13 protein-coding genes are annotated in these 16,431 nt (G+C 44.6%); 2 read left to right on the top strand and 11 right to left on the bottom strand.

Annotated features, from left to right (window positions below):
• Positions 1-7 precede the first annotated feature (7 nt).
• From mfd to ABFX15_RS03175, 4 genes are all read right to left on the bottom strand, one after another.
• On the bottom strand, positions 8-3,511 hold the full coding sequence (gene mfd / locus ABFX15_RS03190; RefSeq protein WP_428830585.1) for a transcription-repair coupling factor: 3,504 nt from the start codon (positions 3,509-3,511) through the stop codon (positions 8-10).
• A gap of 89 nt (positions 3,512-3,600) precedes the next feature.
• On the bottom strand, positions 3,601-4,161 hold the full coding sequence (gene pth, locus ABFX15_RS03185; protein WP_346024065.1) for an aminoacyl-tRNA hydrolase: 561 nt from the start codon (positions 4,159-4,161) through the stop codon (positions 3,601-3,603).
• Between the two features lie 118 nt (positions 4,162-4,279).
• Positions 4,280-4,690: a hypothetical protein gene (locus ABFX15_RS03180; RefSeq protein ID WP_346024064.1), complete on the bottom strand. Its 411-nt coding sequence runs from the start codon at positions 4,688-4,690 to the stop codon at positions 4,280-4,282.
• 123 nt (positions 4,691-4,813) lie between these two features.
• Positions 4,814-5,326 (bottom strand): hypothetical protein, encoded by a 513-nt coding sequence (locus tag ABFX15_RS03175; RefSeq protein WP_346024063.1) that lies wholly within the window; start codon positions 5,324-5,326, stop codon positions 4,814-4,816.
• 431 nt (positions 5,327-5,757) lie between these two features.
• On the opposite strand from ABFX15_RS03175, the gene glmS reads away from it, so the two are divergent.
• Positions 5,758-7,566, top strand: coding sequence for a glutamine--fructose-6-phosphate transaminase (isomerizing) (gene glmS / locus ABFX15_RS03170; RefSeq protein ID WP_346024062.1), 1,809 nt, complete (start codon positions 5,758-5,760; stop codon positions 7,564-7,566).
• Between the two features lie 182 nt (positions 7,567-7,748).
• On the opposite strand, the gene ABFX15_RS03165 is transcribed toward glmS, so the two are convergent.
• From ABFX15_RS03165 to ABFX15_RS03150, 4 genes are all read right to left on the bottom strand, one after another.
• Entirely contained in the window at positions 7,749-7,892 is a 144-nt protein-coding gene (locus ABFX15_RS03165) for a hypothetical protein (protein WP_346024061.1), read from the bottom strand.
• Positions 7,893-8,048: 156 nt separating this feature from the next.
• Positions 8,049-9,635, bottom strand: coding sequence for an aspartate 4-decarboxylase (gene aspD, locus ABFX15_RS03160; protein ID WP_346024060.1), 1,587 nt, complete (start codon positions 9,633-9,635; stop codon positions 8,049-8,051).
• A 227-nt stretch (positions 9,636-9,862) separates the two neighbouring features.
• Positions 9,863-11,203, bottom strand: coding sequence for an alpha/beta hydrolase family protein (locus ABFX15_RS03155; protein ID WP_346024059.1), 1,341 nt, complete (start codon positions 11,201-11,203; stop codon positions 9,863-9,865).
• 33 nt (positions 11,204-11,236) lie between these two features.
• Positions 11,237-11,818 carry a TolB-like translocation protein gene (locus ABFX15_RS03150; RefSeq protein WP_346024058.1) on the bottom strand — a complete coding sequence of 194 codons (582 nt, stop codon included), beginning with the start codon at positions 11,816-11,818 and terminating at the stop codon, positions 11,237-11,239.
• A gap of 182 nt (positions 11,819-12,000) precedes the next feature.
• Between ABFX15_RS03150 and ABFX15_RS03145 the strand changes: the two genes are divergently transcribed.
• Positions 12,001-12,984, top strand: a complete 984-nt coding sequence (locus ABFX15_RS03145; RefSeq protein WP_346024057.1) for an L-lactate dehydrogenase — start codon at positions 12,001-12,003, stop codon at positions 12,982-12,984.
• A gap of 167 nt (positions 12,985-13,151) precedes the next feature.
• On the opposite strand, the gene ABFX15_RS03140 is transcribed toward ABFX15_RS03145, so the two are convergent.
• The 3 genes from ABFX15_RS03140 to glmU form a co-directional block, all read right to left on the bottom strand.
• Entirely contained in the window at positions 13,152-13,595 is a 444-nt protein-coding gene (locus tag ABFX15_RS03140; protein WP_346024056.1) for a NusG domain II-containing protein, read from the bottom strand.
• Between the two features lie 52 nt (positions 13,596-13,647).
• Positions 13,648-14,622: a ribose-phosphate diphosphokinase gene (locus tag ABFX15_RS03135; RefSeq protein WP_346024055.1), complete on the bottom strand. Its 975-nt coding sequence runs from the start codon at positions 14,620-14,622 to the stop codon at positions 13,648-13,650.
• A gap of 109 nt (positions 14,623-14,731) precedes the next feature.
• On the bottom strand, positions 14,732-16,105 hold the full coding sequence (gene glmU / locus ABFX15_RS03130; RefSeq protein ID WP_346024054.1) for a bifunctional UDP-N-acetylglucosamine diphosphorylase/glucosamine-1-phosphate N-acetyltransferase GlmU: 1,374 nt from the start codon (positions 16,103-16,105) through the stop codon (positions 14,732-14,734).
• Positions 16,106-16,431 lie beyond the last annotated feature (326 nt).

The following is a 16,431-nucleotide window of genomic DNA, read 5'->3' as shown; positions in this document are numbered from 1 at the left end:
GACCGGATTATTTCTGTGGATCAGCTGACTGTTTCTGCTGTTCCTCTTCTTCTCTTTTCTCTTTTTCAATCAGATACTCAGCTGTATTTTTAGAAAAGAGAACCAGCGCATCCAGCCATTCATTGACAGACGTCAGTCTGGTCAGCTTAAATGCGACAGTCAGTTTCTCCTCTGCCTGCATATCTGTTTTCAACGTGATCGGTTTAAGCGCCTTGAACACTTCAGGAAGTGGAAGACGCGTCGTTCCGGCCTTCGAGAAGACGACAGTCAGATTGTTTCCATCACGCTTAATCAGTTCTATTAGCGCCTGTTCACAGTACATCTTGAGCAGACCTACTGAGAGCAGATCTGCGACTTCCTGAGGGTAGTCCCCAAAGCGGTCGATCAGTTCATCCTGAAGTTCTACATAGTCCTCATCGGAAGAAAACTGTCTGATACGCTTGTACAGCTCGATTTTCTGACGTTCATCCTGGACATACGTTCCAGGCAAGTAAGCATCGACCGACAGATCCATTTCCACCACCGTTTTCTGGTGACGCTTGTCCCCGCGTTTTCGTGCAACTGCTTCTTCGAGCATCTGTGAATACAGATCAAATCCGACACTGTCGATGAATCCGTGCTGTTGCTGCCCTAAGAGGTTACCAGCCCCACGTATGGCAAGGTCTCTCATGGCAATCTTGAAACCTGATCCGAGTTCGGTAAAGTCCTTGATCGCCTGCAGCCTCTTTTCACTGACTTCTGTCAAAATCTTGTTCGGCTGATGCATGAAATACGAATAGGCGATTCGACTGCTCCGACCGACCCGTCCCCTCAACTGATAAAGCTGGGACAAGCCCATACGGTCAGCATCCTCTACAATAAGCGTATTGACGTTAGGGATATCGACTCCTGTTTCGATGATCGTCGTTGTGACGAGCAGATCATACTCTCCCTGTATGAACTGGTATAGAATGTTCTCCAGCTGAACTTCTGTCATCTGTCCGTGCGCATGCGCAATACGGGCTTCAGGAACGAGCTGCTGGAGTTCGTCTACCCGCTGCTCGATCGTGCTGACACGGTTGTGCAGATAGAATGCCTGACCGCCTCTAGCCATTTCTCGTTTGATCGATTCAGCTACCACTGCCCCATTCATCTCCATAACGTAAGTCTGTACCGGGTAGCGGTTGGCCGGCGGAGTTTCTATCACTGACAGATCTCTCACACCCAGCATGGACATATGAAGAGTCCGGGGAATAGGGGTGGCCGTCAGCGTCAGTACATCCACCTCGCTTTTCAGCTGTTTCAGTCTTTCCTTGTGCTTGACTCCGAAGCGCTGCTCTTCGTCTACAATAAGCAGACCCAAATCCTGAAAGACAATATCTTTAGACAGAACCCTATGCGTTCCGACGACGACATCTATGTGCCCTTTTTTCAGTCCGTCGACAGTTTCTTTCAGCTGCTTACCTGTACGGAAACGGCTCAGCAGTCCGATCTCCACAGGAAAGTCAGCAAATCGTTCCAGCATAGTATTGTAATGCTGCTGAGCCAGAACGGTAGTCGGCACCAGAAATGCCACCTGTTTCCCGTCCTGAACTGCTTTGAAAATGGCACGCATAGCTACTTCTGTTTTTCCGTAACCGACATCTCCTACGATCAGGCGATCCATAGGCTTGTCTTTTTCCATATCTTTTTTCACTTCACGAATCGAGCGAAGCTGGTCATCCGTTTCTGTGTAAGGAAACGCATCATCGAACTCCCTCTGATAGGCATTGTCTCTGGAGAAGGCATAGCCGGTTCTCTGCTCTCGTTCAGCATACAGCTCGACCAGCTCATCTGCTATGTCTTCAACCTGAGAGGCTACTTTTTTCTTCGTCTTCGCCCAGGATGTGCCTCCCAGTTTATTCAGTTTGGGGGTTTTCCCTTCTGAAGACACATACTTCTGGAGGAGATTCAGCTGTGTCACAGGTATGAACAGTTTCGATGAATCCTTGTACACAACACTGAGGTAATCCTGATGCACCCCACCGATTTCCATGGTTTCCATGCCCATGAACTGACCGATCCCATGATTGACATGCACCACGTAGTCGCCTTTGTCCAGTTCAGAGTAGCTTTTCAGTCTTTCAGCATTCGACAGATTCTGTCTTCTCGGTTTCTTTTTAGGCAGTCTATTGAAGAGCTCTTTCTCTGTCAGTACCGCAATTTTTTCATGAGGCAGCTCAAATCCCGTCATGACACTTCCACTGATGACCTGGATAATGCCTTCTTTTAAATGATCCCTGTCCGATAAGGTGCTCGGAATCTCAAAATTGAGAAGAGTCTGATGTACTTTTTCCGCCCTGTCTTCACTTTCTGTCATGACAATGACAGTATAATCCTGTTTCACCCAGCGGTCCATTTCCGTCTTGACCAGGTTCATCTGTCCAAAGAATTTCTGCATCGTCCGATACTGAAAGGCATGGATGCTGTCCAGTCGGAGTCCTTTCATTCCTTTCTGGAACAGTGAGAAATAAAGCTGATTCAGTTCTGAACCTTTGAGTGTGTCTCTGAAATTTTTCGAGAAGGACTGATTGATGAGGATATTCCCCTGAGTTAACTGGGATGTAACCCATTCACCCTCCTCTCCTTCCAGTCTTGCTTCGTTTTCAAGTATACGTGGGTATTCATCCATGACGACGATCGCATCATCCGACGCATAGTCGATGAGGGTCGCTTTATTCTTATACAAAAGATCCGCATATCTGACCAGCTCTTCGCTGTAAGTTTCGTCTTTGATCGTATCCATGATATCCCTGACTGTCTCATTCAGATTAGTCTGCTGGTCTTCGTCCTTTGTTTTTTTCAGTGACGAGGCCAGTGCTTTCTCAAACCGGGTGATGATGGCATCTTTTTCCTCTATACAGAGTAAGGTATCTGTAGCAGGGATGATTTTTACGGTTTCAATATTCTGTTCAGACCTTTGAGTGTCCGCATCAAAGTACCTTAGTGAATCGATTTCCACATCAAACAGCTCAATTCTGACAGGCTTTTCTTCAGTCAGCGGATACACATCGATGATGCCGCCTCGAATGCTGAATTCTCCAGGAGCGGATACTTTCTGCTCCCGCCTGTAACCCATCTCGGCAAGTTTCCGCTGGAGCTGCTCAAGCTCTACTTCATCTCCGATAGAGAATAAAAGCTCTGCCTGAGCAAAGAGGACCGGATCGGGAAGAAGCTTTCTTGCCCCGGCCAGAGAAGTGACCACCACTCCCGGTTTATTTTTCAGCATGAAATCTAGAGCCTTGACGCGCTCTGCCCGGGATTCCGGAGAAGAGACGGCCATTTCAGCATGGATCATATCGTCCACTGCAAACAGAAAGAGCTGGTCATCAGGAATGAGACCAGTTAAATCGGTTATGAGCTGATTGGCATGATAGACATTTTGAGTGACCACGACGATCTGTCTGGATTCTTCTTCAAATAATGATTTGAGCACTAATGTCCGCGCCGATCCTGCCATTCCAGTTATGAGGTGCTTCCTCTTTTTTCCCATTTGAGAAAACAGTTCTTTAACGGATGGTTTCTCACTAATTAATGTGTGTAAGTCTGCCACGCTATTTTCTCCTTTTCTATAAAATTCATTTAGTTGAATTGTGTCATCGTGTCAGTAAACGAATGACCCTCGACCCAGTATAAAGCGGCATCGGCTGCTTTCTTCACTGAAAGCAGCACCTCTTCATGCGTCGATTTGTGAAAGGGACTCAGGACATGAGAGACGACTGACTGATTCTCGTATGGGCGTCCGACACCAATTCGGAGACGATTGAACTGTTTCGTCCCGAGATGATCGATCATACTCTTGATGCCATTATGTCCACCGGCGCCACCCTTCTGTCTCAACCGGACTTTACCGATCGGCAGGTCCATATCATCATAGACGACAACTATGTCTTCCTCACTACAGTCATAGTAGTCCAGCCACTGTCTCACTGAACGTCCCGATTCGTTCATATAAGTCTGAGGCTTGATCAGGATGACCTTTTCAGTTCCGACCATCCCTTCTGCATAAACTGATTCAAAGTTGGACTGGTTGAATGTCCAGCCTCTTTGAAAAGCTATTTCATCTAATGTAATAAATCCAATGTTATGTTTAGTCTGAGCGTATTTAGCTCCCGGATTGCCTAACCCTATTATTAATTTCATATTATAGAAACTCCTTAACGTTTTGTACATGCAAAAAAAGCTGAACGATACTGTCGTTCAGTTTTTTATTTATTCTATTGTACCATGTTTTGAAGTCACTTTTCCCTCTGGTGATCAATCAAGTTTTTTTAATGAATGTCTCCTGACATTTAGGGCAAGTCACCCGCAGTTTCTTCCTTCCTCTCGGGAGACGGATCTGCTGTCTGCAGTTAGGACATTTAACGACTTTATACGCTTTTCGCTGAGCCCACCTGTTTCTTAGTTTCCTTGTTCTCAGTTGAACGGTCTGCTTGACAGATAAATATTTCTGAAGTTCTCTATAACGATTCGCCTTATCTCTGGAGAGAATCCGGAGAAAACCATACGCCAGCAGGGCAACCCCCACAGCCGATACCCAGACCCCTCCGATAAAGTTAGCCAGCATACCGAAAACCAGGCCGGCAGCCATCAGTATTTTTGAAAATTCATCGAAGCCATAGCGACCAGTCATGTAAAACAGAATTTTCTGAAGCCATTGCATATTAGTCATTCCTTTAATTTGCTGTTATTTCATCAATTATACTATAGGAGTATTAAGATTATATGAAGATTCCTACAAAAAACCAGAGGCTTCCCTCGCTCAAGAGAAACCTCTGGTTTGAATTGTTTAAAATTATTCTCCAGGAGCTAAGATGATGATATTTTCCCATCGAACAAGTTCTTCGACGTCGCCTTCATCTCCTACTTCATACAATTCTTCTTCTGATACACCGACTTGGAATTCCTGATCAGAATCTGTAGCTTCAACTGTAAAGCTGAATGCTCCATCTTCAACTGCAGGTGTTTCTACGACTTCGCCGTCCTGAAGAACGTAGGCATAGACGTCTCCTTCTCCCACAGCTGAACCGTTAACTGTAGCTTCTCCGTCTTCAGGTGTGAATACATATCCTTCCTGAGACCAAGTTCCACCAAAGATTTCCAGCTCGATAGGCGCTGTGAAGCCAAGGTCGCTTCCGATACCATCAATGATATCATGTGGGCTTTGACCGTTGCCGCCATCTTCATCAGTGTCGTCTTCTACTTCTTCATCGATGTCTGGTGTCGGACTTGGATCTCCATCTGTATCACACGCAGCTAGTGCAAGTGTAGATACAGCCAGCAAACCTAATAGTTTTTTATAACTCATTTTGTACATTCCCTCCTAATATATTACATCTCTTTTATATAAGAGATAAATGGGATAGAACTATCTATATAATTTCGCTCGTCGTTATCATACCACAATAAAAAATATATGACAATTTTTTTACATATATTTGTCAATAAATCTTTAATGTTCTCTAAACCTCCAGAACATGCAGTTGACTAAACTGTCCGCCCTCCTTATTATATAAGAGCTGTACCGTGCATCCATGATTAAAAGCTCTCGCCCGCATCCAGCAAAACGACTATACCAATCAGAAAAAATAATCAGTAAAAATGGTTGACTTTTAACATATTTGCTTTTAATATTATTATGCTTGCATAAGCAGCCATTACACCGCAACATGACTAACAACTATACCACTTAAAAAAAGTGGGCTAAAACATTTAATCTATAAGAAAGCAGGGATACACATGTGTGGAATCGTTGGATACATTGGATCGAAAGACGCTAAAGAAGTACTATTACACGGACTTGAAAAACTGGAATACCGGGGCTATGACTCTGCCGGGATTTATGTCATCAGAGAACAGAATGACGGCCATTTATTTAAAGAAAAGGGCCGTATTGCAGCCTTACGAGATAAAGTCGACGGATCGGTCGAAGCTAATGCCGGAATCGGACATACCCGCTGGGCTACTCATGGTGAACCTAGTGTACGCAACGCCCATCCTCATCAGTCAACTAGCGGTCGCTATACCATTGTACATAATGGTGTGATCGAAAATTATCAGGAAGTAAAAGATGCTTATCTTGAAGATGTTGAACTGGTCAGCGAAACTGACACGGAAATCATTGTTCAGCTGATCGCCTGGTTTGCAGAAAACGAAGGTCTGGATACACTTGATGCCTTCAAAAAAACCATCGTGACCCTTGAAGGTTCATACGCCATTGCTCTGATCGACAAGGAAGATCCAGATGTTATCTATGCCGCTAAAAACAAGAGTCCTCTGCTTCTAGGTAAAGGAGACGGCTTCAATGTTATCTGTAGTGATGCAATGGCTATGATCAAGGAAACGAATCAGTTCGTAGAATTAATGGACAAAGAAGTTGCAGTCGTGACTAAAGACAGTCTGTCCATCGAGAACTTCAGCGGCGATATTATTGAAAGAAACCACTATATCGCAGAACTGGATTCCAATGACCTTGAAAAAGGAACCTATCCTTACTATATGCTTAAAGAAATCGACGAGCAGCCAGCCGTTATGCGTAAGCTCGTTCTGAAATATCAGGATGAAGAAGGCAAGTTGTCCATCGATCCTGAAATCGTCAGCACTATGATGAACTCAGACCGCATTTATATTATCGCGGCCGGAACAAGTTATCATGCCGGTCTAGTTGGCAAAAAACTTCTGGAAGAGATGACGAATATTCCAACAGAAGTGCATGTATCAAGTGAATTCGGCTATCATACGCCTCTGCTTCCTGAAAAACCATTTTTCATCTTCATCTCTCAAAGTGGGGAAACGGCAGACAGCCGTCAGGTACTGGTCAAAATGAATGAACTGGGTCATCCGTCTCTTACTGTGACAAACGTGGCCGGTTCAACATTATCCAGAGAATCCAACTTCACTCTGCTTCTGAATGCAGGTCCGGAAATTGCTGTAGCTTCTACAAAAGCGTACACGGCTCAGATTGCTGTTCTGGCTATTTTATCTGAAGTGGTCGGTATAGAAAAAGGTCTGATCGATGAGCCGACAATGATTCACGATCTTGGCATAGTTGCAAATGCTATGCAGACGCTCGTTGATGAAAAAGACGTGATCGAAGAGCTTGCATCTGAATACTTGAGCATCACACGCAATGCGTTCTACATCGGTCGTGGCATGGACTATCATGTCGCTCTCGAAGCTGCACTTAAGCTGAAAGAGATTTCCTATATCCAGACAGAAGGATTCGCTGCAGGTGAATTGAAACATGGAACGATCGCTCTGATTGAGAAAGGTACACCAGTTATTGCGATCGTGACTGAACAGGCTGTAGCCGGACATACCCGCGGCAACCTTCAGGAAACACGTGCACGCGGCGCTCATACTATGGTCATTTCAATGGATGGACTGGACCGCCCGGGTGACCACATCGTGATTCCTAAAGTCAATCCACTGCTATCAGCTTTAGTCAGCGTCATCCCGACTCAGCTGCTTTCATACTACTGCAGCCTGCATCGTGGGAATGATGTAGACAAGCCTCGTAACCTGGCTAAGTCAGTAACTGTTGAATAATCATACTGATAGTGATCTAAAATAATCTAATGCCCCCTGCGAGCTGTCCATCAGACGGTATTGCGGGGGTTTTACATATAGTCTTCCAGTTCGTTAACCACCGACGTGTTCTCGCAGGAGATTCGGTCAGTTCATATGAGTTTGCTTCCTTACTTCTCTGTTCGACATACTCACAGGACTCTTTACCTGTAGTTTGCAATACCTCTCAGATTCTGATCAGCTCGGATAGTTCTGCCCCCAGTCGTACCGAAACTGTTCAATGATGCCCATCCTCCATTATTTCTTCTAAAAATCGAAATAAGAAGAATACCTCTATTAATCTTCACTTTCAACTCTGTGGATAAGATGTGGATAAATACAAAATCATTCTTTCTAATTACGTCTACATCAATAAATGTAAAAAAACGGGCCCTTTTAAGGTCCGACAGACTTTTCTAAATCTGCCTTCTCTTATAAGGATCCCGCTTTTGTATGCTATTATCTTATTTTAACAGAGCTGTCCATGATTCATGTATCCTGTCAAGCATGTCAATAAGTCGCTCGCCGACTTCCTTGTAGGAATCTGTGTCCAGATTAGCGAGTGACACCCGGACTGTCCACTTGCCTGAGCCGAACGCTTCTGATTTAAGCAGCATCAGGCGCTCTTCCTCAGCCAGTTTCGTAACGATATCCGTCATCGTCCAGCTGGACTGGATATACTCTTTGAAGTCTGATCCATACCGTTTATTAAGCAGCCATTCAAAGTCTATTTCACAATAGTAAGCTGTATTATATTCTTCGACCGGCATCATCAGTCCCAGAGAGTTATACAGCAGCTGCCCCCTCTTCTGACAGATCTGAATGACCTCCTGTTTGTAATGGCCTTCAGTGTCAAGCAAGGCATAGAGACTGAACAGCGTCATCATGACCTGCTGTGGCGCAGATAGACCAGCTGCATGGTTTAGCGCTACTGACCGGCTGTCAGCCACCATTCTGTCAATGAAGGAAATCCCTCTTGGGTCTGACGTCAGTGTGCCGTACCGCTCATCAAGCGTCACTTTCTTCTCCTCAGGAAGCTCTTCTAATCTTCTATCAAACACATTGTCTTTGGCCAGGGCGATCGTTCCGATTCTCCATCCCGTCGCACCAAAGTATTTAGAGTAAGAATAAATGCAGGCAGCATTGTAAGGAATAGCTCTAAACAGCGATGTGAATGATTCAAGGAAGGTGCCATACACATCGTCAGATAATATCATCAAATCAGGATTATCCTTTTCAACAATGTCTTTCAGCTGTTCAATCGAATCACCGTATATCGCATTCGCTGTCGGATTACTTGGATTCACTACAAAAACTGCTTTAATGTCCGTATTCCTTAATTTATTCAGTTCGTGTTCACTGAACTGATGACTTGTCTGTCCATCGATTGTCATGATTTCAGACCTAATATATTCTACATCGAATTCATATTCCGGCAGTTCAGGAATTTCCATGTAAGGCGCAAAGGTTGGGATCATCAGAGCGATCTTATCTTTGGGCTCCAGCAGGTGGTTGTTCACTAAAGACTTAAAGGTATAGACGATTCCAGCTGTTCCTCCTTCGACCGCAAAAATATCGAAGGGTTCCGTCTCACCTGAGAACAATTCATGGTGAAGATACTGCTTGATCGGCTGTTCGCACGCTGTTAGCACGCGCTCAGGATAGGGATAGTTATCCCCAATTGTATAGTCGAGCATTTTAGTCAGCCACTGTTCTCTCGGCATGCCCAGCAGATGAGCAGCGTTTGCCCAGATGTTTCTGAGCATGTCAGCTCCATCCGATTCTTTTTCATTCAGGAAGGATTCGAATCGCTCCGTTCGTCCGCCTTCTTCTTTGATCATAGTGCCCAGACTTTCTTTTTCACTTATGACCGTTTCTTTTACTGCAAATTCGCCTAGAAGAAAATACGCTTCTCGGGGAATAGGGGCTGTCCAGTTCGGATTCCCTCGTCCGGCATTCAACCATTCTTTCGTCACATCTTGTGACCCCATACGATTTTCCAGATACAGCGACAACTCAAACGGACTTAACCTTTCTAAATCTTGCTTCAAAATTCCACTCCTATTATTTTTTATTTCAATTACTTGTTAGACCTCTTAACCGTTAATGAGTATAACAAAGAAACCGGCAACCCTGTAGTTATACGGAATCTATTTAATAGAGTCTCATAATCTTCTAACTTTCTCCTTATATATCTGATATGACCGGATGACTAGTCACTCGCGCCTGTCCACACAAAAAGAGAACTTCCATGACGAAAGTCCTCCTTCATTATTATTTACTTCATCCAGTTACTGATTTCATTTAGTCGCTCTATTCTAAGGTTTGGCAGGCCTGCACGTGACAGTCCATGACTCGATTTAGGGAAGAGAATCAGTTTGGTCCTGACTCCCTGTTTCTTCATGGCTGTATACATCTGCTCACCTTGTTCCTGTGGGCATCTCAAGTCTTCCTGTCCGTGGATGACCAGCAGAGGTGTCTTGATATTCTGCGTATAGGCTAACGGAGACATTTTCCACAGGTCTTCCATTTGAGAGACGTCTCTTTTTAACTGGAATTCTACGAAGAACGCGCCCACATCACTGGTCCCGTAGAAGCTGACCCAGTTTGATATGCATCGCTGCGTTACAGCAGCCTTGAAACGGTCAGTGTGTCCGACGATCCAGTTTGTCATAAATCCACCGTAACTTCCACCTGCGACATATACATTCGACTGATCGATCTCCGGGTGCTGTTCCAGTACATAATCCGTACCCAGCATAAGATCCTCATAGTCCTTGTTTCCGTAATCGCCGAGAATGGACGCAACAAAATCCTGTCCGTAGCCGTTTCCTCCACGAGGATTCAGAAGGATTACACCGTATCCTTCAGCTGAGAGCTTCTGCATCTCATGGAAGAAGGTTTCTCCGTAACATACTTGAGGCCCACCGTGGATATAAAGAACAGCTGGATGGTTTTCACTCTTGTCCACAGGTGGAACGTACCATCCCTGGATATCCCAGTCGTCTGCTCCTTTGTACCAGAATCTTTCCACAGGCGTGATTTGATGCGTGTCTTCAAACGCTGCGTTCGGATTATACAAATCAGTTACTTCCCCAGTTTCGGCGTTGAGCAGCCCAAGAACACTTGGTGTTGTCAAGTCAGAGTAGGTGACTGCAAAGGTAGAGGCGTCCACAACATCCCCATCTGTAATATGAAACGGCTTGTCCACCAGACATTTGCTGCCGGCGGTTTTGTCTCCCTTATACAGTTTCAGCTTGCCATGTTCGGTCACTGGATAGACAAAAGAGTCATCATCCAGCCACTTGATCGGAAATCCCTTGGTTTTCTGCTGGAAATCTCCAATGATCAGATCACCGACATATTTATCCTCGACTGACAGTGACTCGAAAGTGTGGTTTGCTCTGTCCCAGCCGTAAATTTTATCGAGGGTTACAAAAGCATGAGAAAAATCATTTCCAGTAAAGAGGAAATAGTCTTCCGACTCGTTTACAGCTTCAAATGAAAAGCTGCCTTCCGGTATATCTTCAGTAACGAGGCGGGCTGTCTCCGAGGCAATGTCGTATTCGTAGACGCTTGCTCCGTAGACCCATTCGTCATCCGGATTCAGCTTATCCACATAGAGCAGAAAAGATTCGTCTTTAGAAACATATTAAAGGCGGAACGGACGGTCTTTCTCAAGAATGAGCGAAGATTCCTTTTTGGACACACTGATTTTTTTTACTTGATACAGTCGATCTTTTTCAGTAATCCCCTGGCCATCCATCTTATATTGCAGTTTAGTAATCGTCACTGGCTTGACTTTGTCATCGGACTTGCTGTCACTCTCTGCTTTCTCCTTATCCTGGTCGGGATCGACAGTCGTCTGATAATAGAGTGCCCCACTGTTACTTGTCCATTCAAATGAGCTGACGCCTTGTTCCTCATCAGTCAGAGCAAAGGCAGTTCCACCTCTCACTGGCATCAGGTAAATCTGAGGCTTCTCGCCTTTTTTACCGGCCAGAAAACTGATCCATTTCTTGTTCGGAGAAATTTTGATTTGGGAAGGATTCAACTCTTCATCGATCCACATGATCCGTTCCTTCGATTTCTGATCGATGCTCCACAAAGAAGTCAGGTAGGCATTTTTTTCTTTGTCCGTTCGAGTTTCCAGATAAAAAATACGGTCATCCAGAACAATTGGCTGTGATACATTTTTCAGGTCAAACAGGCTTTCACTTGTTATATGCTTCATTCCACTAAAACTCCTCTTCTGATTATCATGTTAAATACTCGTTAAAACTCTTTCATTATTTTCTCATTTATATCTATGTGCGTCAATGTACAAAATTTCCATATTGTACAGTCAGCTTCTCATTAGTTTTGACGATTATCTATGCTATACTAATGGTATAAAAAAGGGAAAGGAATGATCATATGAACGTCAGAAAAAAACAGCAGAAAATCATTCTCATAGGTGATGGAGCTGTCGGTTCAAGTTATGCCTACTCACTGATCAATCAGAATATCGGTCAGGAGCTTGGCATTATCGATGTCAATACAGAAAAGGCAGAAGGAGATGTCATGGACTTGAACAGTGCCTTGGCCTTCACTGCACCTAAGAAAATATATGTGGCTGATTATGCGGACTGCCATGATGCTGATCTGGTCGTCTTTACTGCCGGAGCTTCTCAAAAGCCTGGCGAGACCCGTCTGGATCTGACTGAAAAGAACCTTCGCATCACTAAAGATGTCGTGGAAAAGGTGATGGCCAGCGGATTCAATGGCATATTCCTGGTTGCAACGAATCCAGTAGATATCCTGACCTATGCTGTATACAAGTTGTCCGGTCTCCCTTCTAACCAGGTCATCGGAACTGGAACCTCGCTTGACAGCGCTCGCTTCCGTCAGGCAGTTGCCAATCTGCTGGATGTGGATGTAAGGAACGTTCACGGCTACATCATCGGCGAACACGGGGATACTGAATTCCCAGTCTGGTCACATGCTAACGTTGCCGGCCTTCAGATCAATGAATGGCTGAACAATAACCCGGATACAGATGAACAGGCCCTCGTTGATATTTTCTTCTCCGTTAGAGACGCCGCTTATGAAATCATCAAGCGTAAAGGTGCGACATTTTACGGTATCGGAGTATCGCTGGCCCGCATCACCCGGGCCATTCTGAACAATGAAAATGCTGTCCTGCCTCTGTCAGTTTACCTTGAAGGAGAGTACGGACAGCATGACATCTACATCGGCTCCCCTGCCATCATCAATCAAAGTGGGATCGACAAAATCGTCGAGATTCCACTTAATGATTCCGAAAAGGAAAAAATGACTCATTCGGCAGATACCATCAGAAATCACCTGAAAGAAGTCCTGGATAAAAATCCGGATTTAGGATTCACGATCTCTGACTGATATTTTTGCATCTTCAAGTGATCTACAATATAAAACAGGGGCCGTCAGCCGATTTATACCAGCTGACGGTCCCTGTTCATTTTGAAAAGAACAGCCGCCACCGGACGTTTTCTCTGCTCCCTTATTACAAGAGTTTAGAGAAAAACATTCAGGTTTCGGCTGTTTTATTACATTGGTATGATTATGTCATCTTCTTCGTGAATTTCCTGTCCATCCTGATTCTCTGCATGAATCTCGATTATGAGCTGATGAGGCAAGACAACAGCTGTTTCGCCAGGCTGACTGATCCAGCCTCTTCTCACTCCGAGCTGATCCGGACTGTTGTCTTCACGGTTGCGAATACGCGTGCCGTCTACTTCAATGATATTGTACTGACCGTCACGAGGTTCGAGCCTGAATTCCTCTTGTGGTGTTTCCTCGCTCAGTTCCACACAGTACACTTCTTCTCCAGATATTTTAACTGTAGCAATGATCCGGGCGTCCTCATCGATGCTGCTCAGCTGATAGCCGTATACAATATGCGGGATGAAGGATGCGACCAGAAGAATGATGATAATGGCGACGTCCAACGGTTTCATCTTTCTCAAATGGAAACGAACCTTATCTATCACCTGACCGCCTCCTTTCCTTTAATAAAGACGCAGGCTTTTAAACATCAGATACTTATCCTTTAAACTGCTTCTCAAACAGTGGGGATACTGAACGGTTTTCATGGATCCACTTGATGGCATGACCCATCAGTTCACCTACGCTGACTTGAACGACTTTATCAATTTTCTTGTCTTCTGGAAGCATGATGGAATCCGTGACCACCATATTTCTGATTGGGGAATCAGCCAGACGTTCCATAGCAGGTCCGGAAAATACCGGGTGAGTCCCACAGGCATAGACTTCTTTTGCTCCTTTTTCAATCAGAGCATCTGCGGCAAGGGTAATCGTTCCCGCTGTATCGATCAGGTCATCGATCAGTACGGCTGTTTTCCCTTCAACATTACCGACAATATTCATGACTTCTGCTACATTGGCTTTTGGACGGCGTTTATCAATGATGGCAATAGGTGACTTCAGGAACTCTGCCAACTTTCTGGCACGAGTCACTCCTCCGTGATCAGGAGAGACTACGACTGTGTTTTCTCCTCCAAGATTTCTGTCGATGAACCAATTTGCCAGAAGTGACGCACCAAGCAGATGATCAACTGGGATATCGAAGAAGCCTTGAATCTGAGAAGCATGAAGGTCCAAAGTCAGCATACGGTCAGCCCCTGCCTGAGTGATCATATTCGCGACCAGTTTCGCCGTGATAGGTTCTCTCGAACGAGCCTTACGGTCCTGTCTCGCATAACCGTAATAAGGCATGACAATATTGATCGTCTTGGCACTTGCACGTTTCAATGCATCGATCATAATGAGCACTTCCATCAAGTGATCATTAGTCGGCGCAGAAGTTGACTGCACAACATAGACATGGTCCCCACGAATACTTTCTTCAATGTTGATACGGATTTCCCCATCACTGAACTTGTTGACGGATACTTTTCCTAATTCTACTCCTACATCCTTCGCAATCTTTTCTGCTAATGGCTTGTTGGAACTCAATGCAAAAATCTTCAGTTTTGGATCAGAATAATGTTCGGACATGTCGGCCTCCATAAATTTTATCTCATTGTTTTTACTACTATAAGTGTATGCCTAAGCACTGAATAAATCAACTGTACAAGGGCGTGAAAGCCCTGTTTTGAAGAGTTTTCTAATTTTTATGAGGCATTTTCTTAAAATAGCCCTCTTTATTTACTTGACGAGCACGAGCAATCGCCATCGCTTCTTCAGGAACATCATCAGTAATCGTAGATCCGGCTGCCACGTAGGTATTTGCATCAATTTTAACGGGTGCGATCAGGTTCGTATTGCAGCCAATAAAGGAATTATCTCCGACTTCGATGTGGTGTTTCTTTTCACCATCGCAATTGACGAATACCGTTCCGCATCCTAGATTGATATTTTCTCCTAGCGTGGCGTCACCAACATAAGTCAGGTGGCCGACTTTCGTGTTTCTTCCAAGAGTCGCTTTTTTAACTTCTACAAAGTTTCCGATGTGTGCATGTTCTTTCACGACGGATTCTGGTCTCAGGTGACTGTTGGGTCCGATGTTACTCTCATTTTCCATTATTGATGATTCAATCATCGAGCTCTTCACATGAACACCGTTGCCGATCTGGCTGTCTTCGATAATCGAATGCGCTCCGATGATACAGTCCTCACCAATGGAAGTTTGTCCTTTAAGATAGACGCCGGGTTCTACAAGCGTGTCCTGACCAATCACCACATCACTTTCAATATAAGTCTGCTCAGGATCGATAAAAGTTACACCATTACGCATATGCTGCTCATTGATACGTTTCTTCATCAGCTTACTGGCCTGAGCTAATGCCACGCGGTCATTGACTCCCAGAGCATCTTCCTTGTTCTCAAGCTGGAATGCAGAAATAAGCTCATTCTGTTTTTTGAGGATTTCCATAACATCCGGCAGATAATATTCACCTTGGGAGTTATTGTTGTCCACTTTTTCAAGTGCAGCGAATAATGCCTTGTTGTCGAAACAGTAGGTCCCAGTATTGATTTCCTGAACTGCCTGTTCTGCTTGAGACGCATCTTTCTGTTCAACGATTTTAGTGACTGATCCATCTTCAGATCTGATCACGCGACCATAGCCAAACGGATCATCCGCGTGAGCAGTAAGGACGGTAGCCTTCGCATTCACTTCTTCATGATGAGCCATCAGCCCTTCAAGTGTCTCCTTAGTCAGAAGAGGTGTATCTCCACAGATAACCAGTGTGGTTCCTTCCTCGTTTTTCAGGATCGGTGCAGCCTGTTCGACCGCATGAGCTGTTCCCAGCTGTTCTTCCTGGAGGACATAGTCACTCTTATCGCCTAGATAGTCCTGAACGGTTTCAGCACCGACACCTGTAACTGTGACGATTTTATCCATTCGAGCGCCAAGTGCCTGATCGACAACATGACCGACCATAGGTTTCCCCATTACCGGGTGCATCACCTTGTAAAGTTTGGATTTCATTCGAGTTCCCTGTCCAGCTGCAAGCACTACTGCAAATCGTTTAGTCATTAGTTTCTCCTCATCATTTCTATTTATAGTTCCCATATCATTGCTTAATCAGTATGTCCAAAAGGGCATACAAAACCTCTTTACATCATACTTTATGACTAAGCTGTTTTCAAGTTTCATAAGGTGTATTGTTTGTCGTATTTATTACAGTTTCCTATAATTAAATTATATTATAAATGAGTGAACTACCCACCACTTAAATCCTCCGGATTTTGAAGTGGGGGCTTCCTAAGAACTCCATTCTTGTCTGCACAGATTTCATGCAGACAGAGGAATCGGATATGGGTAGGCTCAAAAGGCAGTCCCTGCCTCATAGGTTTTCTTTT

The organism is Alkalibacterium indicireducens (genome assembly GCF_039522005.1).
Classification (GTDB): domain Bacteria; phylum Bacillota; class Bacilli; order Lactobacillales; family Carnobacteriaceae_A; genus Alkalibacterium; species Alkalibacterium indicireducens.
This window is presented reverse-complemented; position numbering and strand designations above follow the sequence as displayed.

Excerpts from the sequence above, each read along its gene's own strand:
- ABFX15_RS03150 (WP_346024058.1), bottom strand. The coding sequence starts at position 11,818 with ATGAAGCATATAACAAGTGAAAGCCTGTTTGACCTGAAAAATGTATCA.
- pth (WP_346024065.1), bottom strand. The coding sequence starts at position 4,161 with ATGAAATTAATAATAGGGTTAGGCAATCCGGGAGCTAAATACGCTCAG.
- ABFX15_RS03175 (WP_346024063.1), bottom strand. The coding sequence starts at position 5,326 with ATGAGTTATAAAAAACTATTAGGTTTGCTGGCTGTATCTACACTTGCA.
- glmU (WP_346024054.1), bottom strand. The coding sequence starts at position 16,105 with ATGACTAAACGATTTGCAGTAGTGCTTGCAGCTGGACAGGGAACTCGA.
- ABFX15_RS03180 (WP_346024064.1), bottom strand. The coding sequence starts at position 4,690 with ATGACTAATATGCAATGGCTTCAGAAAATTCTGTTTTACATGACTGGT.
- mfd (WP_428830585.1), bottom strand. The coding sequence starts at position 3,511 with ATGGGAAAAAAGAGGAAGCACCTCATAACTGGAATGGCAGGATCGGCG.
- glmS (WP_346024062.1), top strand. The coding sequence starts at position 5,758 with ATGTGTGGAATCGTTGGATACATTGGATCGAAAGACGCTAAAGAAGTA.
- ABFX15_RS03145 (WP_346024057.1), top strand. The coding sequence starts at position 12,001 with ATGAACGTCAGAAAAAAACAGCAGAAAATCATTCTCATAGGTGATGGA.
- ABFX15_RS03135 (WP_346024055.1), bottom strand. The coding sequence starts at position 14,622 with ATGTCCGAACATTATTCTGATCCAAAACTGAAGATTTTTGCATTGAGT.